Source organism: Hyphococcus luteus (assembly GCF_002943565.1).
Classification (GTDB): domain Bacteria; phylum Pseudomonadota; class Alphaproteobacteria; order Caulobacterales; family Parvularculaceae; genus Hyphococcus; species Hyphococcus luteus.
On the sequence record NZ_PJCH01000011.1, the window covers coordinates 332,102 to 351,483 of the forward strand.

18 protein-coding genes are annotated in these 19,382 nt (G+C 60.0%); 9 read left to right on the forward strand and 9 right to left on the reverse strand.

What is annotated here, in order from left to right; all coding sequences use genetic code 11:
* Positions 1–365 precede the first annotated feature (365 nt).
* Positions 366–977 carry an NAD(P)-dependent oxidoreductase gene (locus CW354_RS15810; protein WP_104831051.1) on the forward strand — a complete coding sequence of 204 codons (612 nt, stop codon included), beginning with the start codon at positions 366–368 and terminating at the stop codon, positions 975–977.
* Positions 978–992: 15 nt separating this feature from the next.
* Positions 993–1,901 (forward strand): SDR family NAD(P)-dependent oxidoreductase, encoded by a 909-nt coding sequence (locus CW354_RS15815; RefSeq protein WP_104831052.1) that lies wholly within the window; start codon positions 993–995, stop codon positions 1,899–1,901.
* Between the two features lie 156 nt (positions 1,902–2,057).
* Here CW354_RS15815 and CW354_RS15820 read toward each other — a convergent pair whose 3' ends face one another.
* The 5 genes from CW354_RS15820 to CW354_RS15840 all read right to left on the reverse strand — a co-directional run bounded on the left by CW354_RS15820 (position 2,058) and on the right by CW354_RS15840 (position 6,421).
* On the reverse strand, positions 2,058–2,597 hold the full coding sequence (locus tag CW354_RS15820; RefSeq protein WP_104831053.1) for a 2,4'-dihydroxyacetophenone dioxygenase family protein: 540 nt from the start codon (positions 2,595–2,597) through the stop codon (positions 2,058–2,060).
* A 21-nt stretch (positions 2,598–2,618) separates the two neighbouring features.
* Positions 2,619–3,167, reverse strand: a complete 549-nt coding sequence (locus tag CW354_RS15825; RefSeq protein ID WP_207764846.1) for a 2,4'-dihydroxyacetophenone dioxygenase family protein — start codon at positions 3,165–3,167, stop codon at positions 2,619–2,621.
* A gap of 35 nt (positions 3,168–3,202) precedes the next feature.
* Positions 3,203–4,444 carry an MFS transporter gene (locus CW354_RS15830; protein ID WP_104831054.1) on the reverse strand — a complete coding sequence of 414 codons (1,242 nt, stop codon included), beginning with the start codon at positions 4,442–4,444 and terminating at the stop codon, positions 3,203–3,205.
* A 177-nt stretch (positions 4,445–4,621) separates the two neighbouring features.
* Positions 4,622–5,500 (reverse strand): SDR family NAD(P)-dependent oxidoreductase, encoded by an 879-nt coding sequence (locus CW354_RS15835; RefSeq protein WP_104831055.1) that lies wholly within the window; start codon positions 5,498–5,500, stop codon positions 4,622–4,624.
* 42 nt (positions 5,501–5,542) lie between these two features.
* Positions 5,543–6,421 (reverse strand): beta-keto acid cleavage family enzyme, encoded by an 879-nt coding sequence (locus tag CW354_RS15840; RefSeq protein ID WP_104831103.1) that lies wholly within the window; start codon positions 6,419–6,421, stop codon positions 5,543–5,545.
* Between the two features lie 208 nt (positions 6,422–6,629).
* Here CW354_RS15840 and CW354_RS15845 point away from each other — a divergent pair, with 208 nt between their 5' ends.
* Positions 6,630–7,433 (forward strand): helix-turn-helix transcriptional regulator, encoded by an 804-nt coding sequence (locus CW354_RS15845; protein ID WP_165793762.1) that lies wholly within the window; start codon positions 6,630–6,632, stop codon positions 7,431–7,433.
* 47 nt (positions 7,434–7,480) lie between these two features.
* Here the strand turns inward: CW354_RS15845 and CW354_RS15850 are convergent, their stop codons facing one another.
* Positions 7,481–9,010 carry an AMP-binding protein gene (locus CW354_RS15850; RefSeq protein ID WP_104831056.1) on the reverse strand — a complete coding sequence of 510 codons (1,530 nt, stop codon included), beginning with the start codon at positions 9,008–9,010 and terminating at the stop codon, positions 7,481–7,483.
* 246 nt (positions 9,011–9,256) lie between these two features.
* On the opposite strand from CW354_RS15850, the gene desA reads away from it, so the two are divergent.
* Both desA and mdlC read left to right on the forward strand, forming a co-directional pair.
* The gene (gene desA, locus CW354_RS15855) at positions 9,257–10,651 is read left to right on the forward strand and encodes a syringate O-demethylase (protein WP_104831057.1); all 1,395 of its coding nucleotides are present in this window, start codon (positions 9,257–9,259) and stop codon (positions 10,649–10,651) included.
* Between the two features lie 164 nt (positions 10,652–10,815).
* Positions 10,816–12,372, forward strand: a complete 1,557-nt coding sequence (gene mdlC, locus CW354_RS15860; protein WP_104831058.1) for a benzoylformate decarboxylase — start codon at positions 10,816–10,818, stop codon at positions 12,370–12,372.
* Between the two features lie 7 nt (positions 12,373–12,379).
* Here the strand turns inward: mdlC and CW354_RS15865 are convergent, their stop codons facing one another.
* A complete protein-coding gene (locus tag CW354_RS15865) occupies positions 12,380–13,348 on the reverse strand; it encodes an AraC-like ligand-binding domain-containing protein (RefSeq protein WP_104831059.1) in 969 nt (322 codons plus the stop codon).
* 259 nt (positions 13,349–13,607) lie between these two features.
* Between CW354_RS15865 and CW354_RS15870 the strand changes: the two genes are divergently transcribed.
* On the forward strand, positions 13,608–15,824 hold the full coding sequence (locus tag CW354_RS15870; protein ID WP_207764847.1) for a PQQ-dependent dehydrogenase, methanol/ethanol family: 2,217 nt from the start codon (positions 13,608–13,610) through the stop codon (positions 15,822–15,824).
* 8 nt (positions 15,825–15,832) lie between these two features.
* Positions 15,833–16,258, forward strand: coding sequence for a GFA family protein (locus CW354_RS15875; protein ID WP_104831060.1), 426 nt, complete (start codon positions 15,833–15,835; stop codon positions 16,256–16,258).
* A gap of 3 nt (positions 16,259–16,261) precedes the next feature.
* Here the strand turns inward: CW354_RS15875 and CW354_RS15880 are convergent, their stop codons facing one another.
* Complete coding sequence (locus CW354_RS15880; RefSeq protein WP_104831106.1) at positions 16,262–17,149, reverse strand: SDR family NAD(P)-dependent oxidoreductase; 888 nt, start codon at positions 17,147–17,149, stop codon at positions 16,262–16,264.
* 267 nt (positions 17,150–17,416) lie between these two features.
* Here CW354_RS15880 and CW354_RS15885 point away from each other — a divergent pair, with 267 nt between their 5' ends.
* Together CW354_RS15885 and CW354_RS22810 are read left to right on the forward strand one after the other, a co-directional pair.
* The gene (locus tag CW354_RS15885) at positions 17,417–18,217 is read left to right on the forward strand and encodes a CmcJ/NvfI family oxidoreductase (RefSeq protein ID WP_207764848.1); all 801 of its coding nucleotides are present in this window, start codon (positions 17,417–17,419) and stop codon (positions 18,215–18,217) included.
* Positions 18,218–18,240: 23 nt separating this feature from the next.
* Positions 18,241–18,453: a carotenoid oxygenase family protein gene (locus tag CW354_RS22810; protein ID WP_279303130.1), complete on the forward strand. Its 213-nt coding sequence runs from the start codon at positions 18,241–18,243 to the stop codon at positions 18,451–18,453.
* On the opposite strand, the gene CW354_RS15890 is transcribed toward CW354_RS22810, so the two are convergent.
* Positions 18,450–19,364 carry an SDR family NAD(P)-dependent oxidoreductase gene (locus CW354_RS15890; RefSeq protein WP_104831061.1) on the reverse strand — a complete coding sequence of 305 codons (915 nt, stop codon included), beginning with the start codon at positions 19,362–19,364 and terminating at the stop codon, positions 18,450–18,452. The two genes, CW354_RS22810 and CW354_RS15890, sit on opposite strands and share 4 nt — an antisense overlap.
* Positions 19,365–19,382 lie beyond the last annotated feature (18 nt).

Here is a 19,382-nt window from a genome sequence, read left to right on the forward strand (position 1 = left end):
ACTGACCTACCCGCCTTTAAAACATTGAAGCCTTCGGCGGTTTTCATGTTGTTGCAGCGCAAATCAAAAGCCTTAGCCTCCCGCCTGACGGCGAGCCGGCGGCGGCGGACCTCCTTTGCAAGTCGCGGAAAGTATAAATGAACTGCGCCTCTTCGCCAGTTGTTTGGGCCGCCGATACGGGCTCAAGCGGGCCTTCTTGCGCCTCACGGCGCAAAGGGTTTTTTCTTTTCGCGCAAGGCGGAGCAGAAACGCACGGGACCCTCTCCCGCCCCCTGGGCTCAACAGTTGTTTCGCAGGCGGTGGCGAAGCGCGCCAAGCGGCCCCTAGGCTCTGGTCAGACGCAATCGACTTAACGGGAGGTTCAGATGAAAATCGCCATCGTCGGCGCAACCGGCAATGTCGGCCAACGGCTGACCGCCGAAGCCCTTTCCCGCGGCCATGAAGTGACCGCTCTCGCCCGCAAGACGGACGGTCTGCCAGAACAAGATAATCTCCATGTCGCCGCCGCCGATATTCTGAGCGACGAAGCGGCCTCGATCCTCAACGGCCACGACGCAGTGATCTATTCCCTGCGTTTCAAGGATTTCGATTACGGCAAGGCGATTGAAACCTTCCGCAAGTCGGACGCGCCGCGGCTGCTCATCGTCGGCGGCGCGGCGTCTCTGCTCTCCGGGCCCGGCGGAACCGCCCTTATCGACACGCCGGGTTTTCCGGAAGAAGTCAAAATCGAAGCCGAGCCGGCGCGCCAGGTGAAAAACAAGCTTGTCGAATCGGGAACCGATGATTGGACCTATCTCTCGCCCTCGATCATGATCGGCCCCGGCGAGCGCACCGGCAAATTCCGCCTTGGCGACGACGTCGTTTTAAAGGACGCGGAAGGCAACAGCCACATCAGCTATGAAGATTACGCCGTTGCGATGATCGACGAAGCGGAAACCCCGAAACATCAGGGCAAGCGCTTTACGGTCGGCTATTAAATCAAGGACAAGACAATGAAGGATTTTGCAGGAAAAACCGCGTTCATCACCGGCGGCGCCTCCGGCGCGGGCTTCGGCCAAGCCTGCGTTTTCGGCGATGCGGGCTGTCGTATCGTAATCGCTGACATTCGCAAGGACGCTGTAGACGAGGCGCTCGACAAACTGAAAGCGCGCGGCATCGATGCTTACGGCGTCGAACTCGACATCACCGACCGCAAGGCCTATGCGGCGACAGCGGACAAGGTCGAGAAAGATTTCGCGCCGGTCGACCTCCTCTTCAACACGGCGGGGGTGTCGATCTTCGGCCCGCTCGAAAAAGCAAGTTATGACGATTACGACTGGATCATGGGCGTCAATTTCGACGGTGTCGTCAACGGCATGCAGACCTTCGTCCCGCGCCTCATCGAACGCGGAAAAGGTGGGTATATCGTCAACACCTCGTCTCTCGGCTGTTTCGTAGCGGCGAGCGTCGCGGGCATCTATTCTGCTTCGAAATTCGCCGTACACGGCATCACCATGGCCATGCGCGACGCCCTGACGCCTTACGGCATCGGCGTCTCGGTGCTGTGCCCGGCCAATATCCGCTCCAACATCGCCGAGTCCGTCGATACGCGGCCCGCCCATCTTTCCAATTCAGGCTATGAAGTCGATGAGGCTGAGATCGCGGCGTTACGCGAGATTTACGCGCAAGGCATGGACCCGGAAGAACTCGCCGGCCATGTCAAAGACGCCATGGAAAAAGAACAGTTCTACATCATCCCCTATCCCGAAGCCCGTCCGATGCTGGAGATGGCGTTCAAACAGGTGCTCGACGCCCTGCCGCCGATTGACAGCGACAAGGAAGGCCAGGCCAAGCGCCACGCCGCCATGATGAAATATCAGGAAGCACGCAAAGAAATGGACGCCAAGCGCTATAAGAAATAACGCGTGAACTTCCTCCCCCCGCTTGCGGGGGAGGTGGTCCGAAGGACTGGAGGGGGTGGACGCCCCCCCATCCCACGCTTCGCGGGAACTTCCCCTGTGCGCGAAGGCGCACAATTGAAGAATCACGCCTTTCGGCGGGAGCGGGGGAAGAAAGTCTTACCGGTAAAGCTGTTCGTTGATCGGCAGGCCGTTCTCCCGGCAATAAGTCTCATAGTGGTTGATGAACCACCACACATCGAGGGTTTCGATGTGCTCGCCGTTTTCATCGTAAAACTCGTTAGAGCCTTGCATCCAGCCGAAGAGCTTCACGCCTTGCGGATGTTCGGTGACGAGCGTGTGGGCCTGCCCCGGCGCCTCAGAGATGAAATCGCCGGGCTTGGCCAGCCAGTCATATTCGAGATACCGCACGCTGCCTTCGAGGCACATCATGATCACCTGCCCGCGGTGCTTGTGCGTGCCGATGACGCCGGGCTCCTTGATCCAGAGAATATTGCCGTACCAGTTCTGGCGGACGTCGAAAGCGAGATGCCGGATCGCCGCATTGTCCCCGAAAGGCACCCACGGGCTGTCCACTTCTTCGTGACCGACGAAACCGCCGGGCACGAGATGCCGGTCGAGAACCTTCTTGTGGTTTTCCGGGACGTCGATGATTTTGTAATTCGAATTCGATTTCGTAACCGCGCCAATGCCGCTCATGATCGCTCTCCTTTTCGGCGCTTAAATATAAAGCTGCTTGTTGACCGGGATGCCCTGCTCCTCGCAGTAGCTTTCATAGTGATCGAGGAACCACCAGACATCGACCGTGTCGATGAGATTGCCTTCTTCATCGTAGAACTCGTTGGCGCCCTGCATCCAGCCGAACAGCTTCACGCCGTTTGGATCGTCGGTGACCAGCGTATGCGCTTCGCCGGGCATCTCGTGAATAAACGCGCCGGGATAAGCCACCCAGTCATATTCGAGATAACGGAAGCTGCCTTCGAGACAAAGCATCAGGACCTGCCCGCGGTGCTTGTGGGTCGAGACGACGCCGGGCGATTTCACCCAGAGCACGTTGCCGACCCAGTTGTTGCGGACGTCAAAGGCGAGATAACGGATCGCCGCGTTTTCGCCGAATGGCACCCAGGGGCTTTCCACGTCATTGTCGCCCACATAGCTGCCTTCGACGCCGCGCCGCTGGATAAGCTCTTTAAACGGCTCGGGCACATCGACGATTTTGAAATCGCCCGATTCCGGCGCCTTCATGGTCGCATCGCCTACTTTCGCCATATCCTGTCTCCTCTATCCTAATTCGTACGCAGTAACTATGCGGCCGCGGCTTGCGTCTTGGCCCGCTTGATGGGCGCCGTTTCCGTGAGCGCCATGGCCGCAAACCCCGCGATGATCGCAAGACCGAAAATCATCCAAAGCGGCGCTTGAAGCCCGAATGTATCAGCCGCAAGACCCGCTATGAAAGGGGACAAGACGCCGCCGAAGACCTCGCCGGTCGCCATCACCAGCGCCAGGACGCTCGCCACATGTGCGGAATCGATCGTCTCGGAGGGGACCGTCGCCATGAACAAAGGAAAACACCCGTTCAGCGCCCAGCCAAAGAAGAACATGACAGCGAGCATCCAGACCGAACCGTCGTAAAACATCGCGCCAAGCGGCAGAATGACGCCCATGAAGGGAATGGCCACTAGCACCGGCTTGCGTCCGATCCGGTCGGAAAGACCCGCCACGACGAAACTGCCGATGGTCGCCGAAATGCCAAGCGTGCCCATGAGCCAGCCCATGGTTTCCGGTTCGACGCCTTTCACTTGCGTCAGATAAAGCGGCATGAACGCCCAGGTGATAACCAGAAACGAAACCAGCAACACGGAAACGAACGAACAGACGACAATATTCTTATAGGAGAAAGCCTCTTTCAGGGTCAGCCGGTCAGGGCCCTCTTTCTTTTTGGCTTCTTCCGGCGGCTCCTCGATGAATTTCCAGATCAAAAGCGCCGTGATGATCCCCGGCACGCCGGCGAGGAAAAACGCCGTGCGCCAGCCCCAGGCGGCCGCAATCGCCACGAGCACCACAGGCGCGACGAAGGACCCGAAAAAGTTCGAGCCGAAATTCTGCATCACCCCCATGGCGAGGCCGCGATGGCGCGGATCGACCTCGCGCACCACCAGCGTCTGCGAGATCGGATTGATCGGCCCTTCCGCGGCTCCCATCAAAAGCCTTGCGCCGAGCAACAACAGGAACGACGTCGCCAGCCCGGAGAGAAACGAGCACAGCGAGAAAACGAAAATCGCGACGATCAGGAAGCCCTTGCGGTTGCCCGCCTTATCGGAGGCCGCGCTGATGAGAAAGCCGGCGATCGCCCAGGTCAGGGAAAGCGCCGAAGCCAGAATGCCCACATGGGTGTTGGTGAGATTAAGATCCGGCTGCACATACGGCATCAAAAAGTTGAGCGCGTTGCGGTCGAAAAAGACAATGCCGAAATTAAGACTTAAAAGCGCAACCAGGACGAACTGATAAACAGGTCCCTTTTTCGTTGTCTGCAGCCCCTGTTCCACGTTTCCCTCGCCTTATGGGTTGTTGTTATATTTCTCGATCACGCTAGCCCCGGTTACGGGGCATGACAATGAACAGGAGCGCAATCACAGTGGACATGCGCGCACCTATTCCGCTCCCGATCATTTCCAATCAGGATGATTTTCAGTTGTTTTTGTGATGGCCTTCCGGCCCGCGTCTTAATCGCCGCCTCCTCCGGGAACGCCGTGGGAGACGCGCTTTTCATATTCCGGATCGTCCTCCGGTTTCGCCAGCGCCGCCATCACTCGGGCGTGAATGTCTTCTAGCGTCTTTCGGAACTCAGGATAGGGAAGAATATAGAGTTCGTCCTTCTCGACCCCTTGCAGCACATATTCAGCAAGACGGGCGGGCTTCATACCGACCTCGATGACTTTTTTCAAATGCGCCATCACCGTTGGGTCTTCGCCGTAATAGCCCGTGTTCTGAAGATGCGCCGGCCGCGTCTTTACGGCCTCATGGATGTTTGAATCGACCGCCCCGGGGCACAGCATGGAGACTTTGACCGCAGTGTCTTTCAAGTCCATGGCGAGGCATTCGGTAAAACCGCGCACCGCCATTTTCGTGGTGCAATAAATTCCGGTGCCCGGTAGCGCCACAAAGGCCGACATCGACGCCGTGTTGACGATATGGCAGTCGTCGCCGCATTTCAGCATGCGGGGCAGGAATGTCTGCACGCCGTTAATGACGCCATAGACATTGACGTCTATCTGCCATTCCCAGTCTTCGGGCGTCGCCTGCTGCAATGCGCCGAAGATCGACACGCCCGCCGTGTTGAACAAAAGCTGCACCGGGCCAAGCTTACCCTCGACATCGTCGGCGGCGCGGGCGTAGGCGTCGCGGTCGGTGATGTCGAGCTTCACCGGCGTCGCCTCGACGCCTTTTTCGCCAAGCTCTTTCACTGCGCTGTCGAGATGATCGTCCCGGATGTCGGCGATGGCGATCTTCGCGCCCGCCTTGCCGAACACTTCCGCCTGACCGAGCCCGACCCCGGAGCCGCCGCCTGTAATGAATGCGACCTTGCCTTTGACGTCCGTCACTTCTCTCTTCCTTCCCTTGCGTCTTACTGACTATCCGCCCGACTATTCAGCGAGGCCGAGCATTTTGCGCGCTTCGCCGGGCGTGGCCACTTCGCGGCCGAGTCTTTCAATCAGTTCGACGCTCCAGTTGACGAGATCGGCGTTGTCATCCGCCTTGCGCCCGCGCTTCAGGTAAATCGTGTCTTCAAACCCGGTCCGCACATTGCCGCCAAGCAGCACCGACTGCGCCGCCATGGGGAAGGAATGCCGGCTGACGCCGAACCCGGTAAAACGCGCGCCGCGGGGGATCTGGTTCTTTGCATAAACCATCGCGTCCGTCGTCGCTGGCAGGCCGTATTTCGTTCCGAGCACGAATGAAAAAGGCGCGTTTTTCGGGATCGCGTTCTTGGCCATAAGGTCGTCGGCGAAAACAAAATCGCCGGCTTCGAAACATTCGATTTCCGGCAGCACGCCAGCGTCCTGAATCATGGCGCCCATGCGCGTGATCATCGGATCGAGATTGATGGCGACGCCGCCCCAGAGCTGCATAGTGCAGATATCGAGCGTGCACATTTCCGGTTTCAGATCGAGAATGTGCTCAAGCCGCTTCTCGGCGGTGAACATCATCGTCCTCTCTTCCGCCGGCATTTTCGGGTCTTCGTCGCTCTGCATCCAGGTGCAGCCCGGCCCCGTGGTGACGTTGAAAATCACCTCGCTGTTTTTCTCGCGGATCAGGGAGACCGCCTCCCGGTAATGCTCCAGCTCCGTCGACATGCCGCCTGTTTCGGGATTGCGCACATGGATGTGCAGGAGCGACGCCCCGGCCTCAGCGGCGGCGAGTCCTTCGTCTGCGATCTGGCGCGGCGTGATCGGGAAATTCGGGTGATCGGGAAGCGGCGCGGAGCCGGTCACCGCGCACGTAATGAACACCTTGTCTGTCAAAACCGCCTCCATGCCAGCGTTTGTTTTCAGGAAAACGCGTCTCCTGCTGGAACAGGAAGTAGCGCGGTTTTCCGCGGGTTTCCTCACTCTAGGGCTAGTGGAACTCCACCGGGGCGGAACAAGCCCGGAACCGGTTTCTGGAATAGTCGCAAGAAAATGCGGTCTCGCGCAGGCGAACTCCGGTACTATTATGAATACTACGATAATCATGGAACAAAATAAGAAAGAGATCTCGCGGTTCCTGAGAAACGCGCGCCAACGGCTCAATCCGGAAGATTACGGCATCACCGCTTCCGGGCGTCGGCGCACGCCGGGCCTCAGGCGCGAGGAGGTGGCGAGTCTCGCCGGGATCAGCCTTACCTGGTACACTTGGTTCGAACAGGGACGCGACATTCGCCCCTCAACGGAAGTCCTCGAAAATCTCTCCATCGTCCTGCGGCTCGACGACAAGGAGCGGGAGTTTCTGTTCCAACTGGCGCAGGGCCGCCCCTCGCCGCTCAGCCCCAACCTTCATAACGAAATCAGCATAGGCACGCGTCTGCTTCTCGACACTGTGGACGTGCCGGCCATCGTCATGAATGAACATTGGTCCGTCATCGGATGGAACAAGCTGGTGACGAAAGTGCTACGCGATTACGGCGCCGTCCCGCCCAGCGAGCGCAATCTCTTCAAGATCCTGCTGACGTCCGACGCCTATAAACACGAGCCGGACGAATATCGCCGCATGGTTCGCCGCCTGACGGCGCGCCTGCGCTGGGATTACAGCCGCGCCAAGGATCGTGCATTTTTCGACCAGCTCATCGGCGACGCCCGCGAGCTTTGCCCGATCTTCGACGAATGCTGGCAAAGTCCGGACATTATAGACCGCTTCGAGGCGTCTCATTCAATCAATGTCAAAGATGTGGGGCGCGTCGATTTACGGCACACTTCCTACGCCATCGAAGGCGCGCTCGGCCAGCGCATGGTGTTCTATGCGCCCGAGAACGAGGAAAGCCGCGCAAATCAAGGCTGAACTCGATAAGGAAGAAGAAGAACCGCGCAAAAGCGCCTGACCGCGCCTTAACCCTGCGCCGCCAGCCACTGATCCTTCAGCTTGTGTTTTTGCACTTTTCCCGACGGCGTGCGCGGCAGTTCTTCCACAAACTCCACATGTTTCGGCGCCTTGAACGCCGCGAGCCGCGACTTCACATGAGCGATCACGTCTTCTGCCGACAAGGTTTCGCCTTTGCCTTTCAAGAGAATGTAAGCGACGCCGACTTCGCCCCAGCGTTCGTCCGGCACGCCGATAACCGCGCAATCGAGAATTTCAGACATCTCCGCCAGCGCCGCTTCGACCTCCACCGGAAAGACGTTCTCGCCGCCGGAGATGTACATGTCCTTGGTGCGGTCGACGATGTAGTAATGACCGTCCTCGTCGACGCGGGCCGAGTCGCCGGTCTTGAACCATCCGTCCTCGAACGCCGCTTTGGTTTCCTCCGGCCGGTTCCAGTAGCCCGGAGTCACATTCGGCCCTTTCACCCAAAGCTCGCCAACTTCGCCTGTCGGGGCTTCGGTTCCGTCAGGCTTCATGACCTTGGCGCGCATGCAGAAAGCGGGAAACCCGACGGAGCCGGCCTTCTTTTTGATGACGTCAAGATCGTGATGCGGCATCGAGAAAGCCGAGCCGATTTCGGTCATGCCGAACCCGTCCACCTGGGGCACGCCGTCCGCCGCCCATTGGCGCACGGCCGCCGGCGGGTTCGGCGCGCCGCCGGTCTGAATGACCTGAAGCCGCGAGAGCTTGCGAATGGTTTCCGGCGGATTGTTGGCGCGCATCATGGCCGCCATCTGGGTGACGCAGAAATAATGGGTGACGCCGTACTCTTCGTTCAGAAGATTTTGAACGCTGACGACGGGATCGAACTTCGGCGAGACCAGAACCGTAGCGCCATATAAAAGCGGCGTGCGCGAAGCGGCCATCAGCCCCGCCACATGAAACAACGGCATGTCACACAAGAACACCGAAGATGACGAAACTTCCGCCGAGAGGCCGTAATTGAGGCTGGAATAGAGCGCCGTGCTCGAGGTGATGATGACGCCTTTGGCGCGTCCCGACGTGCCTGACGTGTAAAGCAGGATGATCGGCGCATTGGCGTCCGCATTTATAGCAAGGTAGATCGGCGCCGCTTCTTTCGCGGCGACCAGAATATTCACGCCATCGCCTTCGATGATGAAACTGCAATCGCCCGGAATGTTCTTAACCGCAGGCGCGGCGTGGTCTTCAAACTCCGGTTGCCAGAACACCGCGGCGGGCGCCGCATCCGCGATCAGCTTTTCGACTTCCGGCGGCGCAAGGCGCCAGTTCAGCGGCACGAAAATATGGCCGGCGCGCGCGCAGGCGAATTGCGCCAGCAACATGAAAGAACTGTTGCGCGAAAGCATGACGACGCGCTCGCCCTGTTTGTCGCCGAGCCGCTCGCGCAGCATCCCCGCCAGTTTCGCGATGCGTTCGTTCGCCTCGGCGTAGCTGATCGCCTCGCCAGAAATCAGATCCAAGATCGCCAGTTTTTCAGGCTGTGTTTTGGCGTGAAAATCGATCGCGTCAGACATGAATCCTCTCCAAACTTCCCTTCGCGGGTTTCGCCCGGACCGGCGAAAATGACAAGCGTATGCAGAGCGTACTTAGCCCCGAAACGGCGCCGGGATCGTACTTAATGTACAGTATCATATTATCCCCCCTAACACCTTTCTCTGGCAATGGCTTTTTCTCGCGCTCCTCAGCCTTTGAAGAGTCGACAAATGCGATAACATCAGCACAAAGCTAATCTTGTAAAATCAAAATGGGAGCATGGCGCAATGACGTCAAAAAATCTTGAAGAGGCAATCAAGACCAAGGGCAATCCGGTCGAGATGCTTCGCAACTCGCAGGCCGGACCGAACGTCTATCCCGGCGTGCCGCCGGAATACACCAACTGGCGGGACGAACAGCGCGCCTGGCAGGAAACCTGCATCCTCTTCAACCAGTCTTATCACATGGCCGATCTCCTTGTAGAGGGACCGGACGCCTTCAAGATGCTGAACTATATCGGCATCAACAGCTTCAAGAATTTCACGGTCGACAAGGCCAAACAGTTCGTTCCCGTGACGCCCGACGGCTATGTCATCGGCGACGTCATTTTGTTCTATCTCGCTGAAAACAAATTCAACCTTGTAGGCCGCATCCCGACCCTCAACTGGATCATGTACCAGGCCGAAATCGGCAAATGGGACGTGAAAGTCGAACTCGACGAACGCACCGCCATGCGCTCCGACGGCAAGCGCAAATCCTACCGCTTCCAGATTCAGGGCCCGAACGCCATGGCGGCCATGGAAAAGGCGCTTGGTAAGAAGCCGCCGGAACTGAAATTCTTCAACATGACCACGGTCGAGATCGCCGGCAAAAAAGTCGGCGCCCTGCGTCACGGCATGGCCGGCCAGCCGGGCTTTGAGCTTTACGGCCCCTGGGAAGATTATGAGGCTGTGCATACGGCCCTGGTTAAGGCCGGCGAAGAATTCGGCCTCAAACTTGTGGGCGGCCGGGCCTATTCATCGAACACGCTGGAATCGGGCTGGATCCCCTCACCGCTTCCGGCCGTTTATTCCGGCGACAGCCTTAAGGAATACCGCGAATGGCTCCCGGGCTCGAGCTATGAAGCGAACGCCTCCATCGGCGGCAGCTTCGTTTCCGACAAGATTGAAGACTATTACTTCACGCCCTGGGATCTCAGCTACGGCGCCTTCGTGAAGTTCGACCATGACTTCATCGGCAAGGAAGCGCTGGAGGAAAAATCCAAAGCCGACCACCGCAAGAAAGTGACGCTGGCCCTCGACAGCCAGGACGTCATGAAGTGCATCGGCTCGCAGCTTGAAAAAGGCGAGCGCGCGAAGTTTATGGAATTCCCCTCCGCAGTCTATTCCATGCACCCCTTCGACCGGGTCATGGCCGGAGACAATGTCGCCGGCGTTTCGACCTGGGTCGGCTACAGCTCCAACGAACGCTGCATGCTGACGCTGGCCGTGCTCGACGCGAAATACGCCGAGCCGGGCACCGAAGTGACCTTTATCTGGGGCGAAGAGAACGGCGGCACCACGAAGCCGACGGTCGAACCGCACACCCAGGCCGCAATCAAGGCCACCGTCAGCCCGGTTCCCTATTCGGAAGTCGCCCGCACCTCTTACGCGGATGTCGAAGGCTGGCGCAGCAAGAACTAAGCGTCAAAACGACTGTGAATTGAAATCGGCGGCTCCTCATGAGCCGCCGATTTTTATACGCCCGCCGCTCATGTCTGTTCCGGTTTCGCGGGGAACGCTTGGCCCCGAAGCCATGACGGCCTAGCATTACCTGAAAGAAGCCAAAAGACGATGAGAACAACGCCATGACCAATGTCCGCGACAGCGTCATCGATTTTCTGCGCCAGACCGGCATGACCGTAATGTTTGGCAATCCCGGCTCCACCGAGCTGCCGCTCTACCGCGACTGGCCGGAGGACTTCCGCTATGTGCTCGGCCTTCAGGAATCGGCGGTTCTGTCGATCGCCGACGGCTACGCCCAGGGAACAGGCAAGGCGGCCATCGTCAATCTTCACTCCGCCGCCGGGCTCGGCCACGCCATGGGCTCGCTCGTCACCGCTTACAAAAACCAGACGCCGCTGATCGTCACCGCCGGACAGCAGGCCCGCAGCCTGCTCCTCGCCGAACCGTTTCTCGGCGCCGTTGACGCGACAGAGATGCCCAAGCCTTATGTCAAATGGGCCTGCGAACCGGCGCGCGCCGAAGATGTTCCCAAAGTCCTCGCCCGCGCCTACGCCATCGCCATGACCGCGCCGCGCGGACCGGTCTTCGTCTCCCTTCCGGTGGACGACTGGGAAGCCCCCTGCGAGCTCGTCTCTCCCCTGGCCATTCACGGCGCGCCCGAACCAGGCCCCGGCGCCATCAAAGAAGCGGCCCGCAAGATCGCCGCGAGCAAAAAGCCGGTGATGGTGGCGGGACCGGAAATCGACCGCTGCGGCGGCTGGGCGGCGGCTGTCGCTTTCGCTGAAAAGCTGGCCTGTCCGGTCTGGGCGAGCCCGATGTCGCCGCGCTGCTCTTTTCCCGAAAGTCACGCCCAGTTCGCCGGTTTTCTCAGGGCGGACGAAACCAGCGTCGCCGAAGCGCTATCTGACCATGACCTTGCCATCGTCATCGGCGGACCGGCCTTCACCTATCATTTCGAACAGCCCATGGCGGGCGGCTTCGACAAAGACATTCTTCAGATCACCAACGATCCGAATACGGCGTCATACACGCAGCGCGGCACGGCGATCATCGGGGACGTCGCCGCGGCCATGGAAAAGCTGACGGAGATGAGCGAAGCGCGCGCGGCTTTCCCAGGAACCGCCCGCCCCGCCGCGGAGCCGCCCTCAGAATCGGAACTCACCAGCGTCCTTGCGGTCAGCATCCTTCAGGAAATGCGTCCCGCCAACGCCCTTATCGCCGAAGAAGCGCCGAGCGCTCGCGGCGACGTGCAAAACCGTTTACGCATCGACAAGCCGGAAAGCTTTTTCGCCACCGCTTCGGGCGGGCTTGGTTTCGCCGGCAGCGCCGCCGTAGGACTGGCGCTCGCCAAACCGGACCGGCGGGTGATCGCGCTTCTTGGCGACGGCTCGTCGCTCTACACGATCCAGGCGCTGTGGTCGGCGGCGCAGGAATGCGCGCCCGTCACCTATGTCATTCTCAGCAATGGCGGTTATGAAGCGCTGAAAGGCATCGCTCGGCGCTGGCAGACGCCTTCGGTGGGCACGGACCTGCCGGATCTCGACTTCATCGCGCTCGCCAAAGGGTTCGGCATGCCGGCCTGCCGGGCGCAAAGCGCGGCTGACCTGCGCGAAGCGCTGGACAAGACATTCGCCCTGCCCGGCCCTTCGCTGGTCGATGTCGTCGTCAGCGACGGTTGATTTGTGTTTAGTGCAGCGCCTGCTTTTCGGCGATGCTGGCGTTGCGATATTCGCGCGGGGAGACGCCATACCGCTCGCGGAAGACGCGAGCGAAATGAGTCGTGTTGTTGAAGCCCCAGGCGTAAGCCAGCTCGGTGATCGAACGATGGCGCCACATGGGATCGGCAAGGCGTTTCTTGCACTCTTCAAGCCGTCGCCGGCGGATAAAGCCGGAGATCGTCTCGTCTTCTTCCGCAAACAGCATATGCAGATAGCGCGGCGAAATCCGGAAGGCGGCGGCGATGGAGGCGACCGTCAGTTCCGGATCTTTGAGGTTGGATTCGATGTAACAGCGGATATGGCTGCGACGCGCCGAGGCCACCGCCGAATCGGCGATGCGCGAGCCGAAAGCCTCCATGCAGGAGGTCGCGAACATGTCGAGAAGATTATTGCCGACCCGCTCGCCGATCTCCTGATCCATGCCGTTTTTGACCTGGCCCCAGACGCTGGCGAGCATGCCGGAGAGCGTCGCCGAGAGGCCTTCCGATCCACTCATACGCTGGCCGAGCGCAATCTCCGGCGCCGGCAGACGGCGCTTCACATCATTCGGCGATGCAATCATCACGAGCGTCGATGCGTCAGTGTCATATTCAAGGGTGTACGGAAGAGCGCTGTCCGTCAGAACCATGTCGCCCTGTTTCAGGAGAGCTTCGCGGCCGTCCTGCGCGACGCGCATGTCGCCTTCAAGCTGGAGATGGAAAAAGTAATGGCGTTCGCGGCTCGATGCGGCGTGGCGGGCGGTGCGAGTCACCACCGCCGGACTCGCCGTCACATTGGCGAGGAAAACATCGCCGAGCTGTACGCTGTCTACTGCGCCTTCAAACTCATCCGGATGAAATGGCCGCGTTTCCAGCGGCGTAAAGACCTCGGCGACAATGTCATTCCAGCGCGTCACTTTCGAGGCGCCGGCGAAATCACGAGTCGACAGGTGCAGCATCTTCCTACTCCTCCCTATTCCCTATGTGTGTTGGTCTTTTTGTTATGTCGTATCACAAATTTTCAGGCACGGCAATTTTGTATGTAAGACAAACATATTTTTCGGCCGCGCGCGACTAAATTCGTTGCTGCGCCGCAACGTAATGCTGCATCGCAACATCTCCGCCGATGGCGGGTTTGTTCGGCCTAGGTGGCGTTTTCCCCGCCAGAACAGGGCGTTATCCCCTGCCTGAGCATGGGGATTTAGGGAAGGTTTCCTGATGTTTGAGCGGCTATTTTCACAATCGGCGCAACTCTTTAGCGCCGCCGCCTTAACCATGGCGGCGCTGCTGTCCGGATGTGGCGGGCAAGATGATGCGAACGAGGCGCCGGACGAAACCGCCGCCGAAACGGCGGCTGAGCCCGCCCTGGAGACTGGCGAACAGCCAGCCCACGCGAATGTGAACGCCGCCCGGCTGCTCTATGCAGACGAAAACCCCGGCCAGTGGATGTCCCATGGACGCACTTACAGCGAGCAGCGTTACAGCCCTCTCGACGACATCAATACAGGCAATGTCAGCCGTCTCGGCCTCGCCTGGCATCAGGACCTCGACACCAATCGCGGACAGGAAGCGACCCCCCTCGTCATCGACGGGGTCATGTATGTCACCACCGCCTGGTCGAAGGTCAAAGCCTATGACGCGGCGACGGGCGAAGAACTCTGGGCGTATGATCCGCAGGTGCCGGGCGAATGGGCCGTGCACGCCTGCTGCGACGTCGTCAATCGCGGCCTCGCAGCCTGGAATGGCAAGCTTTATCTCGGCACGCTGGACGGACGCCTCGTCGCGCTCGACGCAGAAACCGGCGAGGAAGTCTGGAGCAAAGTCACCATCGACCGCTCCAAGCCCTATACGATCACCGGCGCGCCCCGGATCGTCAAAGGCAAGGTGCTGATCGGCAATGGCGGCGCCGAGTTCGGCGTGCGCGGCTATGTGACCGCCTATGACGCGGAAACCGGAAAAATCGCCTGGCGGTTTTACACCGTTCCCGGCGACCCGGCGAAAGGCTTTGAGAACGAAGCCATGGCTGTGGCGGCGCAAACTTGGAACGGCGAGTGGTGGAAGCTCGGCGGCGGCGGCACCGTCTGGGACTCCATGGCCTATGATCCCGATACGGATCTTCTCTATATCGGCGTCGGCAACGGCTCGCCCTGGAACCAGTCCTACAGGAGCCCCGGCGGCGGCGATAACCTGTTCCTCTCTTCCATCGTCGCGCTCGACCCCGACACGGGCGAATATGTGTGGCACTTCCAGACGACGCCCGGCGAAACCTGGGACTTCACCGCGACCCAGCAGATCATCGTCGCGACGCTCGAGATCGATGGCGCGCCGCGCAAGGTCGTCATGCAGGCGCCGAAAAACGGGTTCTTCTACGTGCTTGACGCCAAGACGGGCGAGTTTATCTCGGCGAACAACATCACCGACATCAACTGGGCGACGGGCGTCGATCCCGAAACCGGGCGGCCGATCGAAAATCCTCAGGCGCGCTTCGACGAAACCGGAAAGCCTTTTGTCGTCAGCCCGGGCCCCGGCGGCGCTCATAGCTGGCACCCCATGAGCTATAATCCCGAAACGGGCCTTGTTTACATTCCCGTCAATATCGGCGGCTTCCCTTACGCGCCCGATCCCAATTACGAACCCGAACCGCGCGGCTTCAATAATGGTGTCAACTTCGCGGCGGCGGCCCTGCCCGCCGACCCGAACATCAAAGCAGCGGTCAAGGCGACGGTGGGCGGGCGCCTCGTCGCCTGGGACCCTGTCGCGCAAAAAGAAGTCTGGGGCGTTCCCTATCCGGGCGCCGGCAATGGCGGCACGGTGACCACCGCCGGCGGCCTTGTGTTCCAGGGCACGAAATTCGGCGAATTCGCCGCCTATGACGCGGCGAGCGGCGATAAATTATGGTCCATGGACGCCCAGACCGGCATTGTTGCGGCGCCGGTGACGTATGAAATCGACGGCAAGCAGTATGTGGCCGTCCTCGCAGGCTGGGGCGGCGTCGAAGCCCTCGCCCCCGGCGAACTTGGCGCCATCGGCTCGACCTCGCCAAATTACAGCCGCGTGCTCGTCTTCAAGATCGGCGGAACCGACAGCCTGCCGCCGAAACCGCAGATCGCAGCCAAACACCTCGCCCCGCCGCCGCTGACAGCGTCAGCCGAGACGGTGAGTGACGGCGCTTATCTTTATGCGCGCTATTGCGGCGTCTGCCATGGCGACGCCGCCCACAGCGCCGGCGTGCTGCCGGATCTGCGCCTGTCGGACATTCCCAAGGACCCGTCGCAATTCGCCGACGTCGTCCTCGGCGGCGCGCTCTCCGCGAACGGCATGGTCTCTTTCACCAGCGTCCTTGATGCGGACAGCGCGGAAAAGATCCGCGCCTATATCATCGCCCGGGCGAATGAAGACCTGAAATATCAGGAAGAAAGCTCCTCGGGTCAGTAGAGAACGCCATGAGCGAAAGTGCAAAGCTTTACCACGGCTCCTGTCATTGCGACGCCGTGGCGTTCACGGCGAATCTGACGGAAGGTCTGTCGAAACCGAGGCGCTGCACCTGTTCCATCTGCCGGATGCGCGGCGCCGTGGCGGTTTCGGCAAAGCTGGACGACCTCAACGTAACCAGGGGCGAAGACAAGCTCTCCCTCTATCAGTTCAACACCGGAACGGCGAAACACTATTTCTGCTCGATCTGCGGCATCTACACCCATCATCAGCGCCGGTCCGATCCGAGCCTTTACGCCGTCAATATCGCCTGCCTTGAGGGCGTCAGCCCGTTCGATTTCGAGGAAGTCGAAGTCTATGACGGCGTCGCCGCCCATACGAGCGACACCGGCGGAAAGCCAGTGCGCGCGGGCGTTTTGAAATTCATCAAAGACTGAATTTCAGCCTCCGTTGATCTCGTCAAAGATCGGATTGCGCAGGAGAAACGAGATGGCCTTCGCCCGCTCTTCGTTGATCGGCTCGTCGGGGAAAGATTTCAGGATCGCGTTGAAATGCTCTTCTGCGCCTTTTTTGAATTCAGCATGCGTCAGAATATAGAGATCGTTGTTCTGTACGCCTTTCAGGACACGCTCGCCGCATTCCTCCGCGCTCATCCAGAGATCGGAAACCGGACGCTGGGCGAGCTGTTCCTCGGCTTCGGCGAGCCCCGTATCCTTCTTGTATTTATCCGGCCTGATCTTCCCGGTCTCGGCGATATTCGACTGCACCGGACCGGGGCAGAAAACCGAAACGCCGATATTGTCCGGCGCTAACTCTCCGCGAATGGATTCGGAAAGGCCGACCATCGCCGCTTTCGCCGTGCCGTAAATCGAAAACGCCGTCACTGGAACGAGCGCCGCCTTTGACGAGGTGTTGACGATATGCCCGCCCTCGCCGTGTTTCTGGATATAAGGCAGGACGATCTGGATGCCGTTGATGACGCCGCCGATCATCACGCCAAGCCCCCAGTCCCAGTCGTCGAAACCGAGATTTTTCAAAGGCCCGCCGACGCCCATGCCGGCATTGTTGAACAGCATGTGGATCTTGCCGAACTTGTCTTCCGCCTGTTTCGCCGCCGCCGCATAGGCCGCACGGTCGGTTACGTCGAGCTTCAGGCAAAGGACGCGATCCGGATCGTTGAAAAACGCTTCTGCGCTTTTGAGATGATCTTCGCGGATATCCGCCAGCACGAGATTCGAGCCGGCGTTGTAAAACGCCTTGGCGATGCCGAGCCCGATGCCGCTGGCGCCGCCAGTGATAAATGCGGTTTTTCCTTTGACGTCTTTCATATCGCGCAAACGCTCCTTCCCTTTCCGGCGCGCTGTCTCCCGCGGGGCCGGTTTATTTTGCCTTGACGCGCAGCCTATCACCTGCGCCGCTCGCGGCCACAACCCGAAGCGCGGCCTAAGGCGGCGAATTGTGCAATCGCACAAGGGGGGGGCGCCCGACAGCCATTCCACCCTGGGCGAACATGCTGCCTGCTTGTCGCGAAAGTTGCAGCCCAATGACGGTTTGCCGCCTTTTCATTTGCCCGAGCGCGGGCCACAGTAGGCTTCATGACTGAGACAATCCGGGCGGAAATCAACTATACGGCGCCGATGAACACCCGTCCGCGCTACCACGCCAACGACCAGTCCCGCGACGTCATCGATCTCGATCCGAAAACCGTTCCCATCATCGACGGCCGCGCCGACCCGCCCTCGCTAGACCGGGAAGGCTTTGCGCTCGTTTCGCACCGCAGCACAATTTCGGATTTCCGCGCGCCGGAAGCGCAGGAGATTTACAAGTCAGAAGTCGAAGCTTTCATAAGCGAGCTGACCGGCGCCGATGCGGTCGTTATTAATTCGCCGGGCATTTTCCGCTTCGGCGAAAAGTCAGGCGAAAGCGGCCAACATAACAATTCCCGGCCCGCGCGGTTCATACACGTCGATGTCAATGACGAAACGGCGGACGGCTTTTCCAAAACCTCTGTGCCGCCGGACGCGAAAATCAAACGCGCCGTGCATTACAATATCTGGCGCGCCGTCACCCCGCCGCCCCAGGACGTGCCGCTGGCGCTTTGCGACGCCCGGTCCGTCGCCCCGGAAGACTTGATCGAAGCCGATGCGGTTTTCGATCAGGAAGGCCAGCCGGACTGGTCTTTCGCCGGGCTTGTGGTCGGCGCATCGCCGCGCCACCGCTGGGTCTGGTTTCCGGATATGAGCATTGACGAAGCCATTATCTTCGTCACCAATGACAGCGCCCCCGGCCGGCCCCATTGCGTCCCCCATAGCGCTTTCGACAATCCGCTTTGTCCGGCGGACGCCGTTCCTCGCGCCAGCATCGAAATGCGCGCCATCGCTTATTGGTTTGAATAGACTCTCGCCTCAGGGAAAAAGGAATCGTCTCCTCAGAGGCGGATCATTTCGGCTGGCTTGTGACCATCATCGACCGCCAGACCGGCGAAAGCGATTACGAACACGAAGCCTGGGTCCTCAACGCCGGCGCGGTGAGCGACGCACCGGTCGCCAGGATCGCCATTCCCCATGGCCTCCGCCCGCAGGTCCATGGCTGGTGGGTCTCGAAAGCTCAGCTCGAGGCCGCGAGGTCTTAAGTCAAATCGTCGAGATCGACCTTTTTGCCGGAGGCGGCGGCGCGGTTCGCCTCGCGGCGCAGCCTTTCGATTTCAAGGCGGCCCTCCGGCGCCGGTTCGTCCGGCAGGGCGGCCATCGAGGCTTCATAGATCTCTTTGAAGTCGGGCCCATGCTCAGGATGGGTGAGAATAAGCCCGCGATTTTCCGTCATGCCCTTCAGCACCTTGTCGCCCACTTCGCGCGGATCCATGCCGAGATCGAAGGCGCCGCCGAATTTTTCAAGCTCGGCCTTGTCGACCTCTCCGAGGCCGCTCTCCTTGAATTCCTCGGGGCGGCGCAACGCCGAGTCCCAGGCGTTGGTGTTGGTAAGACCCGGACAGACCAGCGACACGCCGATATTATAAGGCGCAAGATTATAGCGCAGGCATTCGGTCAGTCCGCGCACGGCGAATTTGCTGGCGGTGTAGATCCCTGCTTGGGGGCCTGAAATAAACGCCGCCATGGACGCCACATTGACAATATGCCCGCCTTCGCCATGGGCCTTGATCTTCGGGATGAAGTTCACAAGCCCGTTGACGTTGCCGCCGAAATTAACGCCCATGATCCAGTCGTAATCGTCATAGGTCGCCTCATCCGTGGGACCGAATACGCTGACGCCTGCATTGTTGACGAGCACATGAATCTTGCCGAAATGCGACTCGACTTCATCGGCGACTTCGGCGAAGCGCGCGCGGTCGGTGACGTCGAGCTTGAGGAACAACGGCGCCTCGCGCCCCTGATCGGCGAACCATTTCGCGGCGTCTTCCTTGTAGGATTCATTGCGATAGCTGAGCGCCAGCCGCATGCCCGCATCGGAAAAAGCGCGCGCGATCCCGAATCCGATGCCGGACACGCCGCCGGTGATGAAGGCCGTTCTTCTCTGCCAGTCCATGATCTCTCGCCTCCATAG